The sequence below is a fragment of the Arenimonas daejeonensis genome (genome assembly GCF_007993735.1).
Taxonomy (GTDB): Bacteria; Pseudomonadota; Gammaproteobacteria; order Xanthomonadales; family Xanthomonadaceae; genus Arenimonas; species Arenimonas daejeonensis.
In genome coordinates, this window is sequence record NZ_CP042453.1 from 1,043,863 (window position 1) to 1,061,863 (window position 18,001).

Genomic DNA, 18,001 nt, shown 5'->3' on the forward strand with positions numbered 1-18,001 from the left:
GGTCTGTGCTCCTCAAACCGGGGTCAGCCAGCGCGCATGCGCCGGTGACCCGCCACGCACGACCCGCAGGTAGCGGGCGCGCAGTTCGTCCGCGACCGGGGTCGCGCCAAAGTCCTTGCGGTCCAGCGCCGCCACCGGCATCACCTCGGCCGAGGTGCCGGTGAGGAAGACTTCGTCTGCCTCCAGTAGCTCTTCCAGCGTGACCGGTCGCGAGGCCGCACCCGCGAGTTCGACGATGGTGTCGCGGGTGATGCCGGGCAACGCGTCGGAGTGTTCGACCGCGGTCACCTGTCCGGCCTTCACCAGGAACACGTTCACGCCGGTGCACTCGACCACGAAGCCGGCGTCGTCCAGGAACAGCGCGTCGTCGAAACCCCGGCTTCCGGCTTCACGTTTGGCCAGAATCGAGTTGACGTAGGCGCCGCTGAGCTTGAGCGGCGGCATTGCGTCGGCGCGATTACGGCGGAAGGGCGAGACGGTGAGACGCACGGGTTTGTCGCCCAGGTGCGGCTTCCACGGCATCGAGGCCACCATCAGGTGCTTGCTCAGCGGCGCCACGTCCAGGCCCAGCGAGCCGGTGCCGTACCAGAGCAGCGGCCGGATGTAGGCGTCGCGGTGGTGGTTGGACTGCAGCACGGCGATCACTGCCGCGGCCGCTTCGTTGACATCGAACTTCGCGCCGAACGCTTCCGCACCTTTGCGCATGCGCTCGAGGTGTTCGGGCAGGCGGAACACGGCGGCGCCGTCGGGCGTGGCGTAGCTGCGGATGCCCTCGAAGACGGCCGTGCCGTAGTGCATGGCGTGGGTCGTGAGCGGGGCGGCGAGTTGGTCCTGCGGGCCGATGCGGCCGTCGAACCAGAGATTCAGGGACATGGGGCGATCTCCACGGAAAGGCAGTCGTGCAGTTGTTCGATCTGGCGCTGCAGCGGTTCGGGCGGGCGCTGGCCGCGCACGGTCAGCTGCAGGCGCCAGTCGCCGCCGTCGGGCGGTTGCGCGCCTTCGATCGACAGCGGTGTGAAACCGCGGCGCTCGGCGGTGCCGAGCACGCGCAGCAACGCGCCTTCGGCCGGGCGCAGCACCAGGTCAAGCCGGTAACGCATGGGCGGGCTCCGGCGCGGCGATCTGCACGGCGGCGGGTTCGCCTTCCAGCATCGTCGCGTTGCTGTGGTTGGGCGGCACCAGCGGCCAGACATTGCTGCGCGCGTCGATGGCGACGTGCAGGAAGGCCGGGCCCGGCGTCGACATCAGCGCATGCAGTGCATCCTCGACGTCGGCACGCTGATCCACCTGCAGCGCCGGAATCCCGAACACGCGGGCGAGCGCGGCAAAGTCCGGGTTGTCGCTCAGGTCCACCTCGCTGTAGTTCTGGTCGAAGAACAGCTCCTGCCACTGCCGAACCATGCCCAGGGCCTGGTTGTCGAGCAGCACCATCTTGATCGGCAGCTTGCAGCGCGCGACCGTCGCCAGCTCCTGCAGGTTCATCATGAAACTGCCGTCGCCACTGACCAGCACCACCGTGCGGTTGGGGCAGGCGAACTGCGCGCCGATCGCCGCCGGCAGGCCGAAACCCATCGTGCCCAGCGCACCGGAAGTCAGGTGATTGCGCGGATGGCTGAACTTCCAGTGCTGCGCGACCCACATCTGGTGCTGGCCGACATCGCAGGCGACGATGGCGTCGCGTGGCGCGATCTCGGACAGCCGGCGCAACAGGGCCGGTGCGTACACGTCACGGCCGGGTGCGTCGTAACGCGAGGCGTGGCGTTCACGCTGTTCCAGGCAGTGCTGGCGCCAGTCGGTGCAGTCCGGATGCACGCCGGTCAGCGACTTCAGCGCGGTGGCGACATCGCCCGGCACGCCGACGTCGGCGTGGCGCAGCTTGCCGATCTCGCGGCGGTCGGCGTCCAGATGCACGATGCGCGCGCGGCGCGAACTCGGCCAGTTTGCCGGTCGCGCGGTCGTCGAACCGCGCGCCAACCACGATCAGCAGGTCGGCCTCCTGCACCGCCATGTTGGCGGCGCGGCAGCCGTGCATGCCCAGCATGCCCAGCAGCAGCGGATGGCCGGTGGGCAGGGCGCCCAGGCCGCGCAGGGTCAGCACGGTCGGGATGCCGCTGGAGTCGACGAAGCCGCGGAAGGCGTTCACCGCCTCGGCCAGGGCGATGCCGCCACCGCCGTAGATCACCGGGCGTTCGGCCGCTTCGATCGCGGCGATCGCGGCGGAAAGCGATTCCCGCGACGGCGGCGGGGGAGGAACCGCCGCCGCGGGAATCCGGGGAGAAAGATGGCTGGCATCGGCCAGCTGCACGTCCTTTGGCAAGTCGATCAGCACCGGGCCCGGGCGGCCTTCGCGGGCGATGCGGAAGGCTTCGTGCACCACGCCCGGCAGGTCGTCGACATGGCGCAGCAGGAAGCTGTGCTTGACGATCGGCAGGGTCATGCCGAACACGTCCAGTTATGGAAGGCGTCGGTGCCCATCAGCGCGGTGCTGACCTGGCCGGTGATCACCACCATCGGCGCCGAATCCAGGAAAGCGTCGGCGATGCCGGTCACCAGGTTGGACGCGCCCGGCCCCGAGGTCGCGATGCAGACGCCGACCCGGCCGCTGGCGCGCGTAGCCGTTGGCGGCCAGTGCCGCGCCCTGTTCATGGCGCACCAGGATGTGCCGGAGTTTCGAGCCGGGCAGGGCGTCGTAGAAGGGCATGATGGCGCCGCCGGGATAACCGAACAGGCGGTCGGTGCCTTCGGCCTCGAGGCATCGCGCCAGCAGCTGCGCGCCGTTTTGTCGTGTGCTCATGCGGCGGCGGCCTCCGCCGTGGGTCGGGGCGCGGCGGGCCGCGCGGGCTGCACATTGCCGTCGGCGCCGATCCAGCTCATGGCCGCACGCAGCTTGCGGCCGGTGGCTTCGATCGGGTGCTCCAGGTCGGCCTGCTTGAGCGCCTTGTAGTTGGCGTTGCCGGCCGCGTATTCGGCGATCCACTGGCGCGCGAAGGTGCCGTCCTGGATCTCGGTCAGGATCTTCTTCATCTGCGCGCGGGCGTGCGCGTCGATGACGTAGGGGCCGCGGGTCAGGTCGCCGTACTGCGCGGTTTCGCTGATGAACTCGTGCATGCGGGTGATGCCGCCTTCGTACAGCAGGTCGACGATGAGCTTGAGCTCGTGCAGGCACTCGTAATACGCGACTTCGGGCTGGTAGCCGGCCTCGACCAGGGTTTCCCAGCCGGCCTGCACCAGTTTGGTGGCGCCACCGCACAGCACCGCCTGTTCGCCGAACAGGTCGGTTTCGGTTTCTTCCTTGAAGGTGGTCTTGATGACGTTGGCGCGGGCGCCGCCGAGGCCGGCGGCATAGGCCAGCGCCAGCTGCTCGGCGCGGCCGCTGGTGTCCTGCTGCACGGCGTAGACGCAGGGCACGCCACGGCCGATCTCGTATTCGCGACGCACCAGCGCGCCCGGGCCCTTGGGCGCGACCAGCACGACATCGAGATCCGCACGCGGCGCGATCTGGCCGTAGTGCACGTTGAAGCCATGCGCGAACAGCAGGCAGGCGCCCTTCGCCAGGTACGGCTCGATGGCTTCGCGATACAGCCGCGGCTGCACCATGTCAGGCGTCAGCACCGCCACCAGTTCGGCGCCTGCGACGGCTTCGGCCGGTGTCTTCACCGTGAAGCCGTCGGCCTGGGCCTTGGCCTCGGTCGGGCCGCCTGGACGCAGGCCGACCGTGACCTCGAAGCCGGACTCGCGCAGGTTCAGCGCATGCGCACGGCCCTGGCTGCCGTAGCCGACGACGGCGACGCGGGGGCGGAGTTGTTCGGTGGTCTTGGCGTTGGGCTGGGTCATGGCGGCGGGTCCTTGGGTGATGGGTCGAGGGTCAGGCGGGAAGGGCGTCGGAGGTTTGTTTCGCGGGCTCCGGATCGAGCAATTGCAAGGCGATGCGTGTGGGTTTCGGCGCAGGCGGCGGACTAGTGACGGCGCCGAACGAAGCAGATCCGACATCGCGTGCGTACTTGGCGAGGGCGCCGCCAGCCACGCGTGGCGCGATGCGCACGGGTTCGCGGGTCGAGAGATCGGCATCCACATCGATGCGCCGCGTGGCGACATCGATGCGCACGCGGTCGCCTTCGCGCAGGCGCGCGATCGGGCCGCCGTGCGCGGCTTCGGGCGAGACATGGCCGACCATGAAACCGTGGGTGGCGCCGGAGAACCGGCCATCGGTCACCAGCGCCACGTCGTTGCCGAGGCCCTGGCCCACCAGCGCCGCGGTCACCGCCAGCATCTCGCGCATGCCGGGGCCGCCGGCCGGGCCTTCGAAGCGGATCACCACCACGTCGCCCGCCTGGATCGCGCGCGACTGCACGGCGGCGAAGGCGGCGTCCTCGGAATCGAATACACGCGCCGGGCCTTCGAAGTGGTCGCGGCCGTGGCCGGCGAGTTTGACGATGCAGCCCTCGGGCGCCAGGTCGCCGTAGAGGATGGAATAACCGCCACGCGGCTTCAGCGGCCTGGCCACGGGGAACACGCAGTCCTGCGGCGCCGGCTTGGGCACGGCGTCCAGCTCAGTGAACAGCGTGCGGCCGGTCACCGTCGCCCCATCCAGCAACAGGCCGGCCGCACGCAACTCGTTGGCGATCAGGGCGCTGCCGCCCAGGTCGAACATCTCTGCCGCGGTGTAACGGCCGCCCGGCTTCAGGTCGGCGATGACCGGCGTGCGCGCGGCCTGCTCGAAATCCTCCAGCGTGAACTCGACCCCGGCCTCGTGCGCGATCGCCAGCAGGTGCAGGGCCGCATTGGTGGACCCGGCGGTGGCGGAAACGGCGCGGGCGGCATTGGTGAATGCCGCCCGCGTCAGGATCGTCGATGGCGTCGGGCCCTGGTCGCGATGCCGCTGCATCACCAGCTCGCCGCAGGCGAAGGCCGCCGCGGCCTTGTCGGGATGCAGGGCGGGGATGTCGTTCAGGCCCAGCGGCGACAGCCCCCAGGAAGGTCAGCACCATCGCCATGGTGTTGGCGGTGAACTGACCGCCGCAGGCGCCGGCGCCGGGGCAGGCGTGGCGTTCCACTTCGGCCAGTCCGGCGTCATCGAGCTTGCCGGCCGAAAACGCGCCGACCGCCTCGAACACGTCCTGCACCGTCAGTTTTTTGCCCTTGCACTGGCCCGGCATGATCGTGCCGCCGTAGAGGATGGCGCTGGGCAGGTCCAGCCGCGCCAGCGCCATCGCCGCGGCCGGGATGGTCTTGTCGCAGCCCACCAGCACCACCACGCCGTCCAGACAGTGGCCGCTGACGGCCAGTTCGATCGAATCGGCGATCACCTCGCGCGAGGCCAGCGAGGCGCGCATGCCCTCACTCCCCATCGCGATGCCATCGGTGATCGCGATGGTGTTGAACTCGATCGGCGTGCCGCCCGCGGCCTGGATGCCGGCGCGCGCGTGCTGCGCCAGGTCGCGCAGGGTCAGGTTGCAGGGCGAAACGTCGGACCAGGTGTGCACCACCGCGATCAGCGGTTTGGCGATGGCGGCATCGTCCAGCCCGGTGGCGCGCAGCATGGCGCGGGCGGGAGCGCGGGCGGGGCCTGTCTTGATCGCGTCGCTGTTCACTGGGCTTGGGTCCTGACATCACGGTTGTGGGAGGGGCTTCAGCCCCGACCCGGAATTCCGGACCCCGAAACGAAGAACCCCGCACCGTTTCCGGTGCGGGGTTCTAGTTTCGAGGGCTGTTTTACTTATTCGCGCTCGTCTATCCCGCACCTTGGAGTGAGGTAATAAGGACGACGACGACGAGGGCGAGCAGCGTCACGGACGCGACCATGAGCCGGACCTTGAGGGTCGGCTGCGGGGTCGTGGCGGTGGCGGTTGCGGCGGGCATGGGCCGAGATGAACACGGTGTTAAAAAGAAGTCAAGGGGGTCCGGGAAGATTTTTCCGGGCCCGGACCGGATTTGAATCCCTACTCCAATCAACCGTTTGGCGGGTTTGGAAGGCCGGTCCCAGGGCGGTTTTCCCGGGTCGGGTCAACAGCCGGCCGGCGGATCGGGCACGTAGGTGCCGATACCGAAAAAGAGTGCCGGAGCCTGGATATCGAGCCAGAAGGCGACGACCGCCACTAGAAGCCAGACTCCACCGAACGCGTTGCACGCGGCGACGGCGTACGCGAACCAACCGCGGCGGATGCGCCGGCGCGCGAACAGCCATTCCCCGGGATAGGGCGTCTGCCCGCTTCGCGCGATGCGCCAGGCGCCCCGCAGCAGCACGCAGGCGGCGCCGACAAAAATCGCCGAGTAATAGATCAGTCCGCCTTGGAGCCAGTGCAGCGGGTCGGATCCCGTCGGCGGCCCGAAGGCACGCCAAAGCCATGTCGGCCAGACCAGCAGCAGGCACAAGGCCAGCCAGGTGGCCAGCATGTGGATCCACCCCCAACGAACGGCGGGCGTGTATTCCGGCTCTTTCTCCAGATCTCGCGACGACGGGTTTGTCATCTTCTCCGCCCCTGATGCCTTCATTTTCCCGACGGCTGGCAGGCGGGTCGGGCCTGGAGCCAGGTTCGTGCCGCCGACACCACCGGATCATCGGCGAGGGATACGGCGGTGGCATCGCTCCGCACCGGTTCGTCCGGCGCGATGGCACCGCCATAGGTGCGGCCCGTCCGGTCGGCCTGCAGCGCGGTGGTGATGGCCAGCGCCGCGCCGTCGTCGAGCGGGAACGGGGCGTTGGCGGTGGAGACGCCGTAGGTCGCGGTGCCGAAGCTGCGGGTGTTTGCCCGGCCGATGAAGGACACGAGCACCGCTTCGCCGGAACTGGCGGTTTGGCCGTCGATCAGGACCGCGACGGGAGCATCGACCTGCGCGGGTTTTCCCTCGCCCGTCGCGCGCCAGGGCTGGCGTCGGTCGCCTCGATGGACGAAATAGCCGAGCTCGTCCTCGCCCAGCAGGTCGCGCAGGCCGGACAGCATCGGGTGCATGGCGCCGCCCATGTTGCCGCGCAGGTCGACGATCCAGCCGCAGGCGCCGCCCTCGGCCTGCGTGCGCAGCGCCGTTCGGATCTGCGTGGCGAAGGCCGCGCTGGGCGCTTCGCCGCCGCCCATGAACTCCGGCACCCGGAGGTAGCCGACCGTTCCCAGGACCTCGCTACGGAAACCGTAGTCTTCGCGGACCGTTTCGCTGCGCCTGTGCGTCATCATCCGCGGCGACACGAAGTGGCTGTGGTTGTCGTCGAGTGCGGCCAGCGCCTGCTTGATCGCCGGGTAGGTATCGGCCGGTTGCCCGGCCTCCTTGCTGAGTGCGTGGCTCGATGCCCGCAGCTTGGGCCAATCGATCCGGTCCGAGTAGTAGGCATATTGCTGGATCAGGTCCAGGGCCTTGTCCAGATACTGGCGGGCGGTGAGTCCCTCCGGCAGTGCCTGCATCTGCGATGCCGACAGTTCGACATCGTCCACCCAGAGGCTTCCTTCGGCGCCGGCCACGATACCGAACTGCAGCGTGCTGGCCGATGCCGGGACGATCAGTTCGACCTCGCGCGATTCCCAGTCGCGGGTTCCGGCGATCGGCTGCAGGTACGTGTGCTCGAAGGCCGCGGCCTCGCCCGCGGCGGTGTCGGCGCGGATCCACAGGCCGGAAGTGCCTTCCGCAAGGTCGTGGCTGCGCATCATCGCGCGGAATACGAGTCTCTGACCGCGGTAGGCATGGGCATCCAGCCCCTGGCTCACGCCGGCGAACGGTGCCCGGTGTTCAAGCCGGAGCGATCGGGTTCCGGAATGGGCGACCGTTTCGTCCACGAAGTTGCCCCCGGCGCCGGAAGCGTCGTACCAGGCCGGCGCCTGCCATGACTCGCCCACAGGTGCGTCCTCGAATCCAGGATTGGCGACGGGCAGAGTGACGGCGCCGGCGGTCGGAGCCAGCGCCATCGTCAGGACCGCGATCCATCCACTTGTCGCCATGAGCGCCTCTCCGGAAAAAGAAACCCCGGCCAGGCCGGGGTTTCCAGAATCGCACAACTCCGCAGGACCTGTCAGAGCATCGGGATAAGCAGCAACGCCACGATGTTGATGATCTTGATCAACGGATTGATCGCCGGGCCCGCGGTGTCCTTGTACGGATCGCCGACGGTGTCGCCGGTGACCGCGGCCTTGTGGGCCTCGCTGCCCTTGCCGCCGTGGTGGCCTTCCTCGATGTACTTCTTGGCGTTGTCCCAGGCGCCGCCGCCGGTGCACATCGAGATGGCCACGAACAGACCGGTGACGATGGTGCCCATCAGCAGGCCGCCGAGCGCGTCGGCGCCCAGCACCAAGCCGACGATGATCGGGATGAAGAGCGGCAGCATCGAGGGCACGATCATTTCGCGGATCGCCGACTTGGTCAGCAGGTCCACCGCCTTGTCGTACTGCGGCTTGCCGGTGCCTTCCATGATGCCCGGGATCTCGCGGAACTGGCGCCGCACTTCCTCGACCACCGCACCCGCCGCGCGGCCCACCGCCTGCATGGCGAAGGCGCCGAACAGGTAGGGGATCATGCCGCCGATCAGCAGGCCGATCACCACGTTCGGGTTGTCGATCGAGAAGTTCACCTGCTGCCCGGATTCCTGCAGCTTGTGGGCGTAGTCCGCGAACAGCACCAGCGCGGCCAGGCCGGCCGAACCGATGGCGTAACCCTTGGTCACGGCCTTGGTGGTGTTGCCCACCGCGTCCAGGGCGTCCGTGGTCTTGCGGATCTCCTTGTCCATGCCCGACATCTCGGCGATGCCGCCCGCGTTGTCGGTGATCGGGCCGTAGGCGTCGAGCGCGACGATCATGCCCGCCATCGACAGCATCGACGTCGCCGCGATGGCGATGCCGAACAGGCCGCCGATCTCGTAGCAGCACCAGATCGCCGCGACCACCGCCAGCACCGGCGCCGCCGTGGACTTCATCGAAACCGCCAGGCCGGCGATCACGTTGGTGCCGTGGCCGGTTTCCGAGGCCTTGGCCACCTGCTGCACCGGCGCGTATTCGGTGGCGGTGTAGTACTCGGTGATCACCACCATGGCCGCGGTCAGCGCCAGGCCGACCAGTGCGCAGTAGAACAGCGGCATGCCGGCGCCATCGGCGAACATGCCGTCGGTGACGAACCAGAACGCCACCGCCGCCAGCACACCCGACACGGCCAGGCCGCGGTAGAGCGCGTTCATGATCTTGCCGCCGTCGCGCACCTTCACGAAGAAGGTGCCGACGATCGAGGCGAGGATCGAAACCGCGCCCAGCACCATCGGATACAGCACGCCCGCCCAGCCGAACTGCGAGAACGAGATGCCGGCGATCAGCATCGCCGCGATCACGGTCACCGCATAGGTCTCGAACAGGTCGGCCGCCATGCCGGCGCAGTCGCCGACGTTGTCGCCCACGTTGTCGGCGATCACCGCCGGGTTGCGCGGGTCATCTTCCGGGATGCCGGCTTCGACCTTGCCCACCAGGTCGGCACCGACGTCGGCGCCCTTGGTGAAGATGCCGCCGCCCAGGCGCGCGAAGATCGAGATCAGCGAGCTGCCGAAGGCCAGGCCGATCATCGGCTGCAGCGCGGCGTTCACCGCTTCGGCGCTCTGCGCGCCGCTGCCGCCCAGGATGTACCAGAAGTAGCCGGCGACACCCAGCAGGCCCAGGCCCACCACCAGCATGCCGGTGATGGCGCCGCCCTTGAAGCTGACGTTGAGCGCGGTGTTCAGGCTCACCGTGGCCGCCTGTGCGGTACGCACGTTGGCGCGCACCGAGACGAACATGCCGATGAAACCGGCCGCGCCAGACAGCAGCGCACCGATCGCGAAACCGATCGCGGTGGGCCAGCCCAGCACCGGCACGAAGCCGATCATAAGGAACAGCACCACGCCGACGATGGCGATGGTGCGGTACTGCCGGCTCAGGTAGGCGCCGGCACCTTCCTGGATGGCCGCGGCGATGCTCTGCATTTTTCGTTGCCGGCCGGTTGCGCCACGATCCAGCGCGCCACCACGATGCCGTAAAGGATGGCGACCGCCGCACAGGCGATCGCGAGATGCAAACCGTATTGCTCGAACATGCAAACCCTCCCCAGAGTTCAAACCATGAACAAACTTAAGCGGCCGGAAGGCCGCTCCGCCCGAGTATGGCAAAGGGGGAGGGGGCGCCACAAAACTCCGGAACAGGCGTCCCGGAAAGCTTCAGCCGGCCCAGTCGGGCAGTTTCCGCGGCACCGCATGGTTCTTCAGCCGCACGTAGCGCGGCAGGCCGTCCGGGCCGTAGGGGGCGGCGCTTCGCCGCGGACCATGGGGTTCCAAGTAGGTCCGGCAGGCGGCGGTGATGCCGTAGCCGGATTTGTCGATGAAACCCTTGGGCATGGTCTTTCGTGGTTGGCGATGCGCTCCAGCGCGGCCGGTTCGACCTTCCAGCGGTAGGGTTTCTGACTGGTACGCACGATCACCGGCATCACGCCGTTCATTCCCTTCAGCGCGTACTCGACGGCGGCCTTGCCCACGGCCTGGGCGTGCGCCAGATCGGTTTTCGAGGCCAGGTGCCGGGCCGAACGCTGCAGGTAGTCGGGCACGGTCCAGTGCACCTTCAGGCCGAGCTTGTCCTTCACGGTCGCGGCCAGCAGCGGGCCGACGCCGCCCAGCTGGCTGTGGCCGAAGGCGTCCTTGCCGCCGCCGGCGTCGGCGACGAAACGGCCATCGGCATGGCGGATGCCTTCCGACACCACCACCACGCACCAGCCGACCCGCTTCACCGTTTCCTGCACGCGGGCGAGGAATTTCGCCTCGTCGTAGGCGATCTCCGGGAACAGGATGACCTGCGGCGCATCGTCCTTGCCGGTCCCGGCCAGGCCGCCGGCGGCCGCCAGCCAGCCGGCATGGCGGCCCATCACTTCATAGACGAATACCTTGGTGGACGTGTCGGCCATCGCGGCGACATCGAGCGCGGCTTCGGCGACGGACACGGCGGTGTACTTCGCGGCCGAACCGAAACCCGGGCAGCAGTCGGTGACCACGAGGTCGTTGTCGACCGTCTTGGGCACGCCGATGCAGGTGAGCGGATACCCCGTCGCCGCGGCCATCTTCGAAAGCTTCAGCGCGGTGTCGGCGGAATCGTTGCCGCCGTTGTAGAGGAACCAGCGCACGTCGTGGGCATCAAAAACGTCCAGCAGGCGCTGGTACTTGGACTGGTCCTGTTCCAGCGACTTGAGCTTGTAGCGGCAGGACCCGAAGGCCCCGCCCGGGGTATGGGCCAGGCCGCGGATGGCGGCGGCGGATTCCTTCGAGGTGTCCACCAGGTCCTCGCGCAGGGCGCCCAGGATGCCGTTGCGGGCGGCCAGCACCTTGACCTTGCGGGCCCGGGCGGCCTGGATCACCGCGCCGGCGGTGGCGTTGATGACGGCGGTGACCCCGCCGGACTGCGCGTAGAGGAGCGTTCCTTTGCCCATGTTTTCCTGCCTTTCATTGACTTGGACCGGCCCGGCCAGTAGCGTTTCACCATCCGCACGGCCAGTCAGCGGCCCCACTATAGCCAAACGGGGTGAGGACGGCGCCGTGCGTCCTTGTTTATAGAGGCTTTAGAGCAATGCGACTGGTACTTCTCGGCGCGCCCGGTTCGGGCAAGGGCACCCAGGCCACCCGCCTGCGCGAGCACCTGCAGGTGCCGCACATTTCCACCGGCGAGCTGCTGCGCGCCGCGGTCAAGGCGGGCACCCCGCTGGGCCTGCAGGCCAAGGCCGTGATGGAAGCCGGCTCCCCTGGTGTCCGACGAGATCGTGCTGGGCATGCTGGAAGAGCGCCTGACCGCCGGCGACACCGGCAACGGCTTCGTGCTGGACGGTTACCCGCGCAACCTGGTCCAGGCCAACGCGCTGGATGCCCTGCTCAGGAAGCTGGGCCAGCCGGTGGACATCGCCGTGCAGCTGGACGTGGACACCGAACTGCTGATCGGCCGCCTGGCCGGCCGCGCCCAGGCCGAAGGCCGCGCCGACGACAGCCCCGAAGCCGTGCGCAACCGCCTGAAGGTCTACGACGACGCGACCGCGCCGGTGGTGGACTTCTACCGCAACACCGGCCGCCTGGCCTGCGTGGACGGCGTCGGCAGCATGGACGAGGTGTTCTCGCGCATCCTCAGCACCCTGGCGCCGACCCCCGAGATCGGTTGAGCCGGCCCGCCGTGGCCGCGCTGCTGCGCCAATTGATCCAGTTGTGCCTGCTGCGGGCCGGTCCGCAGGACCTGCCGTATTCGCCGCAGGCGCTGGCGCTGTCGGCGACGGCCCTGATTTCCGTGCAGGCCCTGTTCGCGGTCGCCCAAGGGGTGACGGCCCTGGGCACGGCGCTGCGGGCCGTGATCACGGCCTTCCTGCTGTTCACCGTCACGGCGCGGCTGCTGCGTATGCGTGGCCTCGAGAACCGCACCCTGCAGACCCAGCTGGCCCTGGCCGGCACCGGCCTGCTGTTCGCCCTGGCGATGATGCCGACGGCCATGGCCCCGGTGCCGCATGCCGGCAGCAAGGATCCGCCGGCCAGCGTGATGGTGTACGCCCTGACCGCGATCGTGCTGTTCTTCTGGAAACTGCGGGTGGACGCGGCGATCTGGCGCCAGGCCCTGGACCTGCAGCCGGCGCCGGCCTATGCCCTGACGGTGGTGCTGATGCTGGCCGAGGCCCTGCTGGTCCTGCTGCTGGTGCCGCCGGTTTCCGGCGCCGCGGCTTCCTGACATCCTGAGCGCCATGAAACTGCACATCCTCGGCATCTGCGGCACCTTCATGGGCGGGTGGCCGCGCTGGCGCGCGAACTCGGCCATGCGGTCGACGGTTCCGACCAGAACGTCTATCCGCCCATGTCCACCCAGCTCGAGCAGCTGGGCATCGGCCTGAATTCCGGCTATTCGCCCGCGCATCTCGCCGCCGACACCGATGTGGTCGTGGTCGGCAATGCGCTGTCGCGCGGCAATGCCGCGGTCGAACACGTGCTCGACCACGGCCTGGCCTACACCTCGGGCGCGCAGTGGCTGAGCGAACACGTGCTGCCGGGCCGCGAGACGCTGGCGGTGGCCGGCACGCACGGCAAGACCACGACCACGTCCATCCTGGCCTTCCTGCTGGAAGCCGCCGGGCGCGATCCGGGTTTCCTGGTCGGCGGCGTGCCGGAGAACTTCGGCGTGTCGGCGCGCATCGGCGGCGGCCGCGAGTTCGTGGTCGAGGCCGACGAATACGACACCGCCTTCTTCGACAAACGCAGCAAGTTCGTGCACTACCGGCCGGTGGTGGCGATCCTCAACAACCTCGAATACGACCACGCCGACATCTTCCCGGACCTGGCGGCGATCCAGCGCCAGTTCCACCACCTGGTGCGCATCGTGCCCGGGCGCGGGCGGCTGATCGTCAATGGCGAGGAGGCCGCGCTGGCCGAGGTGCTGGCGATGGGCTGCTGGACGCCGGTGGAACGCTTCGGCCTGGACGGCGATTTCGACTGGACGGCGAAGCTGCTGGCCGCCGATGGCAGTGTGTTCGACGTACTGCATCGCGGCGTTTCGGTGGGCACCGTGCGCTGGTCGCTGGTGGGCCGGCACAACGTGATGAACGGGCTGGCGGCGATCGCCGCGGCGAACGCGGTTGGTGCGGACCTGGCGAAGGCGATTCCGGCGCTGGCGGACTTCGTCAGCGTGAAGCGCCGGCTGGAGCGTCTGGGCGAATCGCGCGGCGTGACCGTGTACGACGATTTCGCGCACCACCCGACTGCGATCCGCACGACGCTCGAAGGCCTGCGCGCGCGCGTCGGCGGCGCGCGCATCCTGGTGGCGATGGAACCGCGCAGCAATTCGATGCGGCTGGGCGCGCACGCCGATCAGATCGCGCCGTCGCTGGAGCAGGCCGACGCGGTGGTGTTCCTGCACCGGCCGGAACTGGCCTGGGATGCCGGCAAGGTGGTCGGCGCGCTGCGCGGCGACGGCGAGGCGGTGCCGTCGGTGGAGGCATTGATCGCTTCGCTGAAGGCGCGCTCTGGCCGCGGCGACCACGTGGTGTTCATGTCCAACGGCGGCTTCGAGGGTGCGCCGCGGCGCTTCCTGGCCGAACTGGGCGACTGAGGGCCCGGTGGCCACCGGCGAACTGCCGCTGTTCCCGCTGTCCTCGGTGCTGTTCCCGGGCGGCAGCCTGGGCCTTCGCATCTTCGAGCCGCGTTATCTCGACCTGATAAAACGCTGCGGCCGCAGCGGCGAAGGTTTCGGCATCTGCCTGATCCTTGAGGGCCAGGAAGCCGGCGCGCCGGCCATTCCCGCAGCGCACGGCACCGAAGCGGCGATCGTCGATTTCGCGATGGCCGACGACGGCCTGCTGGGCATCACGGTCGAGGGCAGACGGCGTTTCCATGTCGAACGCACGCGCGTGCGCGACGACGGCCTGATCGTCGCCGACGTCAGCTGGCTGCCCGAACCCGGCTTGCAGGCGATGCGGGACGAACACGCGCTGCTGGGCGTGCTGCTGGCGCGCATCCTGGACAAGGCCGGCATCGAACACGACGGCATTGGCAAGGGCCGGCTGGCGGAGGCGGCTTACGTAGGCTGGCGTCTGGCGGAATGGCTGCCGCTGACGCCGTCGGAGCGGCAATGGCTGCTGCAGCTCGATGATCCGCACGAGCGCCTGCAGCAGCTGGTGGACCGGCTGCCGGATTTCCAGCCCGACTGATCAGTCGGTGGTGGCGGGCGCGGGAACGCGCAGCCGCAGCACGCGCTGGCCGTCGTCGTCACGCGCCTCCAGCGCCGACTCAAGGCCCAGGGCATCGGCGCGCAGGTCGTCCAGCAGCGCGTCCTCGCCCGGCTGCGCCTGCCAGTAGCTGACGAAATCCAGGCGCCGCGTGAACTCCAGTTCCTGCACCGTGCCGATCCACAGCGGCTCGTCACCGGGCTGCAGCTGTACCGGCGTCGCCCAGAGCCGCAGCACCTTCATGCGTCCGGGTGCGCTGCCCGGGCGCACCATCACCAGCACCTCCGCACGGCCCAGGTGTGTGGCCGGCAGCACCGGCAGGTCGTCCGGCGTGGCGCGTTTGTCCAGCGTCTGCAGCAGGCCGTGCCAGCCGCCGGTGCGATAGTTTTCCCAGCCCGAGAGCAGCAGGCGTGCGCGCAGCCCGTCCAGTGGACCCGCAAGCTGCACGTTCAGCGGCCAGGCGTCGCGGCCGTGCAGTTCGTTGCGACGGTCGGGCAGGCCCAGTTGCCAGTCCTGCCGCCACCAGGTGTCGCCCGAGAGCTGTGTGGCCACCAGCGGCGGATCGAAACGTTCGAGCAGGGCGCCGGTGCTGCGGCTGCCGTGCCAGCAGGCCATGCCCAGGATGATGGCGAAGAAGATGGTGGCGGTCGGCCGCACCCAGAACGAACGCACCACGCGCCGGCGGTAGGCGATGCCCAGTGCGGCGATCCACAGCACGCCGAGCAGCGTGCCCGCGAGCACGTCGCTGAGCCAGTGCGCGCCGAGGTAGAGCCGCGAAAAACCGAGCAGCGTGACCGCCAGCGCGGCGACGACGTAGGGCCAGGCGCGCCCCCGGCCGGGCAGCTCGCGCGCGATCAGCACGGCGAAAAATCCGTAGACCACGGTCGCCATCGTCACCGTCGCGGAGGGGAAGCTGAAACCCAGCACCGCGGTAGAGGCCGGCGGTTTCGGCATGTCGAGCAGATAACCCAGGAACCAGGTCAGCACCAGGGCGAAGGCCGGCGCCGCCAGCCAGTGCCAGGCGGCGACGTGCCGGCGCCGCCACCACAGCCAGGCGAACACGCCCAGCACGGCGGGTGTCAGCACCACCGCATCGCCCAGCGTGGCCAGGAAAGCCATGGCCGTGTCGGCCAGCGGATTGCGCAGACCGAACATGGCCTGGTGAACGGCCAGGTCGAGCTGCGAGGGCGCGCTGCCGCCGCCGACCGAGATCAGGATGGTGAAAAACCCCCAGCCCGCCGCCAGCAGCACCACGCCCAGCAGCAACAGCGAGGCCGATTCCGGCCGGTTCGGGTCGATCAGCGCCTCGGAATACTTGCCCAGCACCGGATGCCGGTGCGACCAGGCCAGGGCGCGTTCGATCATGCCGGTGGTGTGCGCGCCCAGCCAGCGCCAGCTGTAGAACACGGTTGCCCAGATCAGCGCGATCAGTCCCAGCACCACCACCAGCACCACCGCCAGCCGCCCCGCCACGGCGGCCACGAGATCAATGGATGCGCCGAACAGCCAGCCCGGCGCCAGGAAGGTCACCGACCACAGCGCCGCCGCCAGCGCACTGGCCGGCACGTACTGACGCAGCTTCATCTTCAGCATGCCGGCGATGGCGGGCACGAACGGACGGATGGCGCCGACATAACGCGCCATCACGATGGACTTCATGCCGTGCCGGCGGAAGGTGATTTCGCCACGTTCGAGCCACTGCGGGTGTTTGTAGAAGGGCCAACGCTGACGCAGCTGCGGCCCGTACCGGTGGCCGACCCAGTAGCTGATGCCATCGCCCCCAGGAAGGCGCCCAGGGTGGCGCAGACCAGCGCATAAAGGCCATCCACGTGGCCCAGGCCCACCAGCGTGCCGACCGCGAACAGCAGCGGCACCGCCGGGATCGCCACGCCGACGATCACCAGCGCGTCGCCGAAGGCAATCAGGAAGATGACCAGTCCCGCGGCGATCGGGTGTTGGCCGATCCAGGTGACGAGAGCGTCCAGGCGGGCGGAATCCATGGCCGGGATTATAGGCCGGCCGCTGCGGCCACCGGTTTACACTTGGACCAAAGACCTAGGAGCGCCCATGTCCGACCTTCGCGGCAAGACCCTGTTCATCACCGGTGCCTCGCGTGGCATCGGCCTGGCCATCGCGCTGCGTGCGGCCCGGGACGGCGCCAACGTGGCCATCGCCGCCAAGTCCGGCGTGCCCAACCCCAAACTGCCGGGCACCATCCACACGGCCGCGGCCGAAGTGGATGCCGCCGGCGGCCAGGGCCTGGCCCTGCAGTGCGACATCCGCGAGGAAGACCAGGTGCAGGCCGCGGTGGCGGCCACGGTCGAGCGTTTCGGCGGCATCGACATCCTGGTCAACAACGCCAGCGCGATCTGGCTGCGCGGTGCGCTGGACACACCGATGAAGCGTTTCGACCTGATGATGCAGGTCAACAGCCGCGGCAGCTTCCTCTGCGCCCAGGCCTGCCTGCCGCACCTGCTCAGGTCCGCCAATCCGCACATCCTGACCCTGGCGCCGCCACCCAACCTGGACCCGAAGTGGTGGGGCCCGCACACCGGCTACACGCTGGCGAAGATGGGCATGAGTTTCGTCACCCTGGGCCTGGCCGCCGAGTTCGGTCCGCAGGGCGTGGCGGTGAACGCGTTGTGGCCGCGCACGGTGATCGCCACCGATGCGCTGAAGATGATCCCGGACGTGAGCGTGGGCGGCTGCCGCACGCCGGAAATCCTGGCCGATGCCGCGCATGCGGTGCTGACGACACCGTCGCGCGAGTTGAATGGCCGCTTCATCATCGATGAAGAATTGCTGCGCGAACGGGGCGCCACCGATTTCGCGCGTTACGCGGTGGATACGACCCAGCCGCTGCTGGCCGATCTTTTCCTCGACGATCCCGAACTGGGGCAGGGGCTGCACGCATGAGATACCTGCATGCCATGGTGCGCGTGCGCGACCTGGAGGCGTCGCTGCGTTTTTCCGCGACGCGCTGGGCCTGGTGGAAACCCGCCGCAAGGACGTGCCGCAGGGCCGTTTCACCCTGGTCTATCTGGCCGCGCCGGCCAACCCCGAGGCCGAGGTCGAGCTGACCTTCAACTACGACGACGAGGACTACGGGTCGGCCCGCAACTTCGGCCACCTGGCCTTCGCCGTGGACGACATCTACGCCACCTGCGAACGGCTGCAGCAGCACGGCGTGGTGATCAACCGCCCGCCGCGCGACGGCCGCATGGCCTTCGTGCGTTCGCCCGATGCGATCTCGATCGAACTTCTGCAGCACGGCGAGGCGCTGCCGCCGCGGGAACCGTGGCTGTCGATGCCGAACACCGGCAGCTGGTAGTCC

Annotated in this window: 12 protein-coding genes and 6 pseudogenes; 6 read left to right on the top strand and 12 right to left on the bottom strand. The window is 69.1% G+C overall.

Annotated features, from left to right (window positions below):
• Window positions 1-12: 12 nt before the first annotated feature.
• The 10 genes and pseudogenes from FRZ33_RS04925 to FRZ33_RS04965 form a co-directional block, all read right to left on the bottom strand.
• Entirely contained in the window at window positions 13-873 is an 861-nt protein-coding gene (locus tag FRZ33_RS04925; RefSeq protein WP_146908045.1) for an aminotransferase class IV, read from the bottom strand.
• Complete coding sequence (locus FRZ33_RS04930; protein ID WP_146908047.1) at window positions 864-1,100, bottom strand: ACT domain-containing protein; 237 nt, start codon at window positions 1,098-1,100, stop codon at window positions 864-866. Before FRZ33_RS04930 ends, FRZ33_RS04925 begins: the two co-directional genes overlap by 10 nt.
• Window positions 1,084-2,794, bottom strand: a pseudogene (gene ilvG / locus FRZ33_RS04935) (acetolactate synthase 2 catalytic subunit). The gene FRZ33_RS04930 and the pseudogene ilvG overlap by 17 nt, the downstream one beginning before the upstream one ends.
• Window positions 2,791-3,834, bottom strand: a complete 1,044-nt coding sequence (ilvC, locus tag FRZ33_RS04940) for a ketol-acid reductoisomerase (protein ID WP_146908048.1) — start codon at window positions 3,832-3,834, stop codon at window positions 2,791-2,793. Before ilvC ends, ilvG begins: the two are co-directional and overlap by 4 nt.
• A gap of 31 nt (window positions 3,835-3,865) precedes the next feature.
• The gene (locus tag FRZ33_RS17240) at window positions 3,866-4,966 is read right to left on the bottom strand and encodes a dihydroxy-acid dehydratase domain-containing protein (protein ID WP_322619036.1); all 1,101 of its coding nucleotides are present in this window, start codon (window positions 4,964-4,966) and stop codon (window positions 3,866-3,868) included.
• 49 nt (window positions 4,967-5,015) lie between these two features.
• Window positions 5,016-5,540: pseudogene (locus FRZ33_RS17245) on the bottom strand (dihydroxy-acid dehydratase domain-containing protein); the annotation flags it as partial.
• A gap of 463 nt (window positions 5,541-6,003) precedes the next feature.
• A complete protein-coding gene (locus tag FRZ33_RS04950; protein ID WP_146908050.1) occupies window positions 6,004-6,393 on the bottom strand; it encodes a hypothetical protein in 390 nt (129 codons plus the stop codon).
• A 95-nt stretch (window positions 6,394-6,488) separates the two neighbouring features.
• Entirely contained in the window at window positions 6,489-7,892 is a 1,404-nt protein-coding gene (locus FRZ33_RS04955; RefSeq protein WP_158637090.1) for a S41 family peptidase, read from the bottom strand.
• Between the two features lie 104 nt (window positions 7,893-7,996).
• A pseudogene (locus tag FRZ33_RS04960) lies at window positions 7,997-10,032 on the bottom strand (sodium-translocating pyrophosphatase).
• A 121-nt stretch (window positions 10,033-10,153) separates the two neighbouring features.
• Window positions 10,154-11,409 (bottom strand): annotated as a pseudogene (locus tag FRZ33_RS04965) (6-phosphofructokinase).
• Window positions 11,410-11,546: 137 nt separating this feature from the next.
• Here FRZ33_RS04965 and FRZ33_RS04970 point away from each other — a divergent pair.
• The 4 genes and pseudogenes from FRZ33_RS04970 to FRZ33_RS04985 all read left to right on the top strand — a co-directional run bounded on the left by FRZ33_RS04970 (window position 11,547) and on the right by FRZ33_RS04985 (window position 14,649).
• Window positions 11,547-12,126, top strand: a pseudogene (locus FRZ33_RS04970) (adenylate kinase).
• Window positions 12,123-12,680 (top strand): hypothetical protein, encoded by a 558-nt coding sequence (locus tag FRZ33_RS04975; RefSeq protein ID WP_227978140.1) that lies wholly within the window; start codon window positions 12,123-12,125, stop codon window positions 12,678-12,680. Before FRZ33_RS04970 ends, FRZ33_RS04975 begins: the two are co-directional and overlap by 4 nt.
• A 57-nt stretch (window positions 12,681-12,737) precedes the next feature.
• Entirely contained in the window at window positions 12,738-14,051 is a 1,314-nt protein-coding gene (mpl, locus tag FRZ33_RS04980; RefSeq protein ID WP_425480617.1) for a UDP-N-acetylmuramate:L-alanyl-gamma-D-glutamyl-meso-diaminopimelate ligase, read from the top strand.
• Between the two features lie 7 nt (window positions 14,052-14,058).
• Window positions 14,059-14,649 (top strand): LON peptidase substrate-binding domain-containing protein, encoded by a 591-nt coding sequence (locus FRZ33_RS04985; RefSeq protein WP_146908060.1) that lies wholly within the window; start codon window positions 14,059-14,061, stop codon window positions 14,647-14,649.
• Here the strand turns inward: FRZ33_RS04985 and FRZ33_RS04990 are convergent, their stop codons facing one another.
• Together FRZ33_RS04990 and FRZ33_RS04995 are read right to left on the bottom strand one after the other, a co-directional pair.
• On the bottom strand, window positions 14,650-16,437 hold the full coding sequence (locus FRZ33_RS04990; RefSeq protein WP_227978282.1) for a bifunctional DedA family/phosphatase PAP2 family protein: 1,788 nt from the start codon (window positions 16,435-16,437) through the stop codon (window positions 14,650-14,652).
• A complete protein-coding gene (locus FRZ33_RS04995; RefSeq protein WP_146908064.1) occupies window positions 16,323-16,667 on the bottom strand; it encodes an SNARE-associated domain-containing protein in 345 nt (114 codons plus the stop codon). The genes FRZ33_RS04990 and FRZ33_RS04995 overlap by 115 nt, the downstream gene beginning before the upstream one ends.
• Before the next feature lie 67 nt (window positions 16,668-16,734).
• On the opposite strand from FRZ33_RS04995, the gene FRZ33_RS05000 reads away from it, so the two are divergent.
• Together FRZ33_RS05000 and FRZ33_RS05005 are read left to right on the top strand one after the other, a co-directional pair.
• Window positions 16,735-17,583 (top strand): SDR family oxidoreductase, encoded by an 849-nt coding sequence (locus tag FRZ33_RS05000; protein WP_146908066.1) that lies wholly within the window; start codon window positions 16,735-16,737, stop codon window positions 17,581-17,583.
• Window positions 17,580-17,998 (top strand): annotated as a pseudogene (locus tag FRZ33_RS05005) (VOC family protein). Before FRZ33_RS05000 ends, FRZ33_RS05005 begins: the two are co-directional and overlap by 4 nt.
• Window positions 17,999-18,001: the final 3 nt, after the last annotated feature.

Bases quoted from the DNA above. Each gene is read 5' to 3' on its own strand.
- FRZ33_RS04930 (WP_146908047.1), bottom strand. From the start codon at position 1,100: ATGCGTTACCGGCTTGACCTGGTGCTGCGCCCGGCCGAAGGCGCGTTG.
- FRZ33_RS04950 (WP_146908050.1), bottom strand. From the start codon at position 6,393: ATGCTGGCCACCTGGCTGGCCTTGTGCCTGCTGCTGGTCTGGCCGACA.
- FRZ33_RS05000 (WP_146908066.1), top strand. From the start codon at position 16,735: ATGTCCGACCTTCGCGGCAAGACCCTGTTCATCACCGGTGCCTCGCGT.
- FRZ33_RS04995 (WP_146908064.1), bottom strand. From the start codon at position 16,667: ATGGATTCCGCCCGCCTGGACGCTCTCGTCACCTGGATCGGCCAACAC.
- FRZ33_RS04955 (WP_158637090.1), bottom strand. From the start codon at position 7,892: ATGGCGCTGGCTCCGACCGCCGGCGCCGTCACTCTGCCCGTCGCCAAT.
- FRZ33_RS04925 (WP_146908045.1), bottom strand. From the start codon at position 873: ATGTCCCTGAATCTCTGGTTCGACGGCCGCATCGGCCCGCAGGACCAA.
- ilvC (WP_146908048.1), bottom strand. From the start codon at position 3,834: ATGACCCAGCCCAACGCCAAGACCACCGAACAACTCCGCCCCCGCGTC.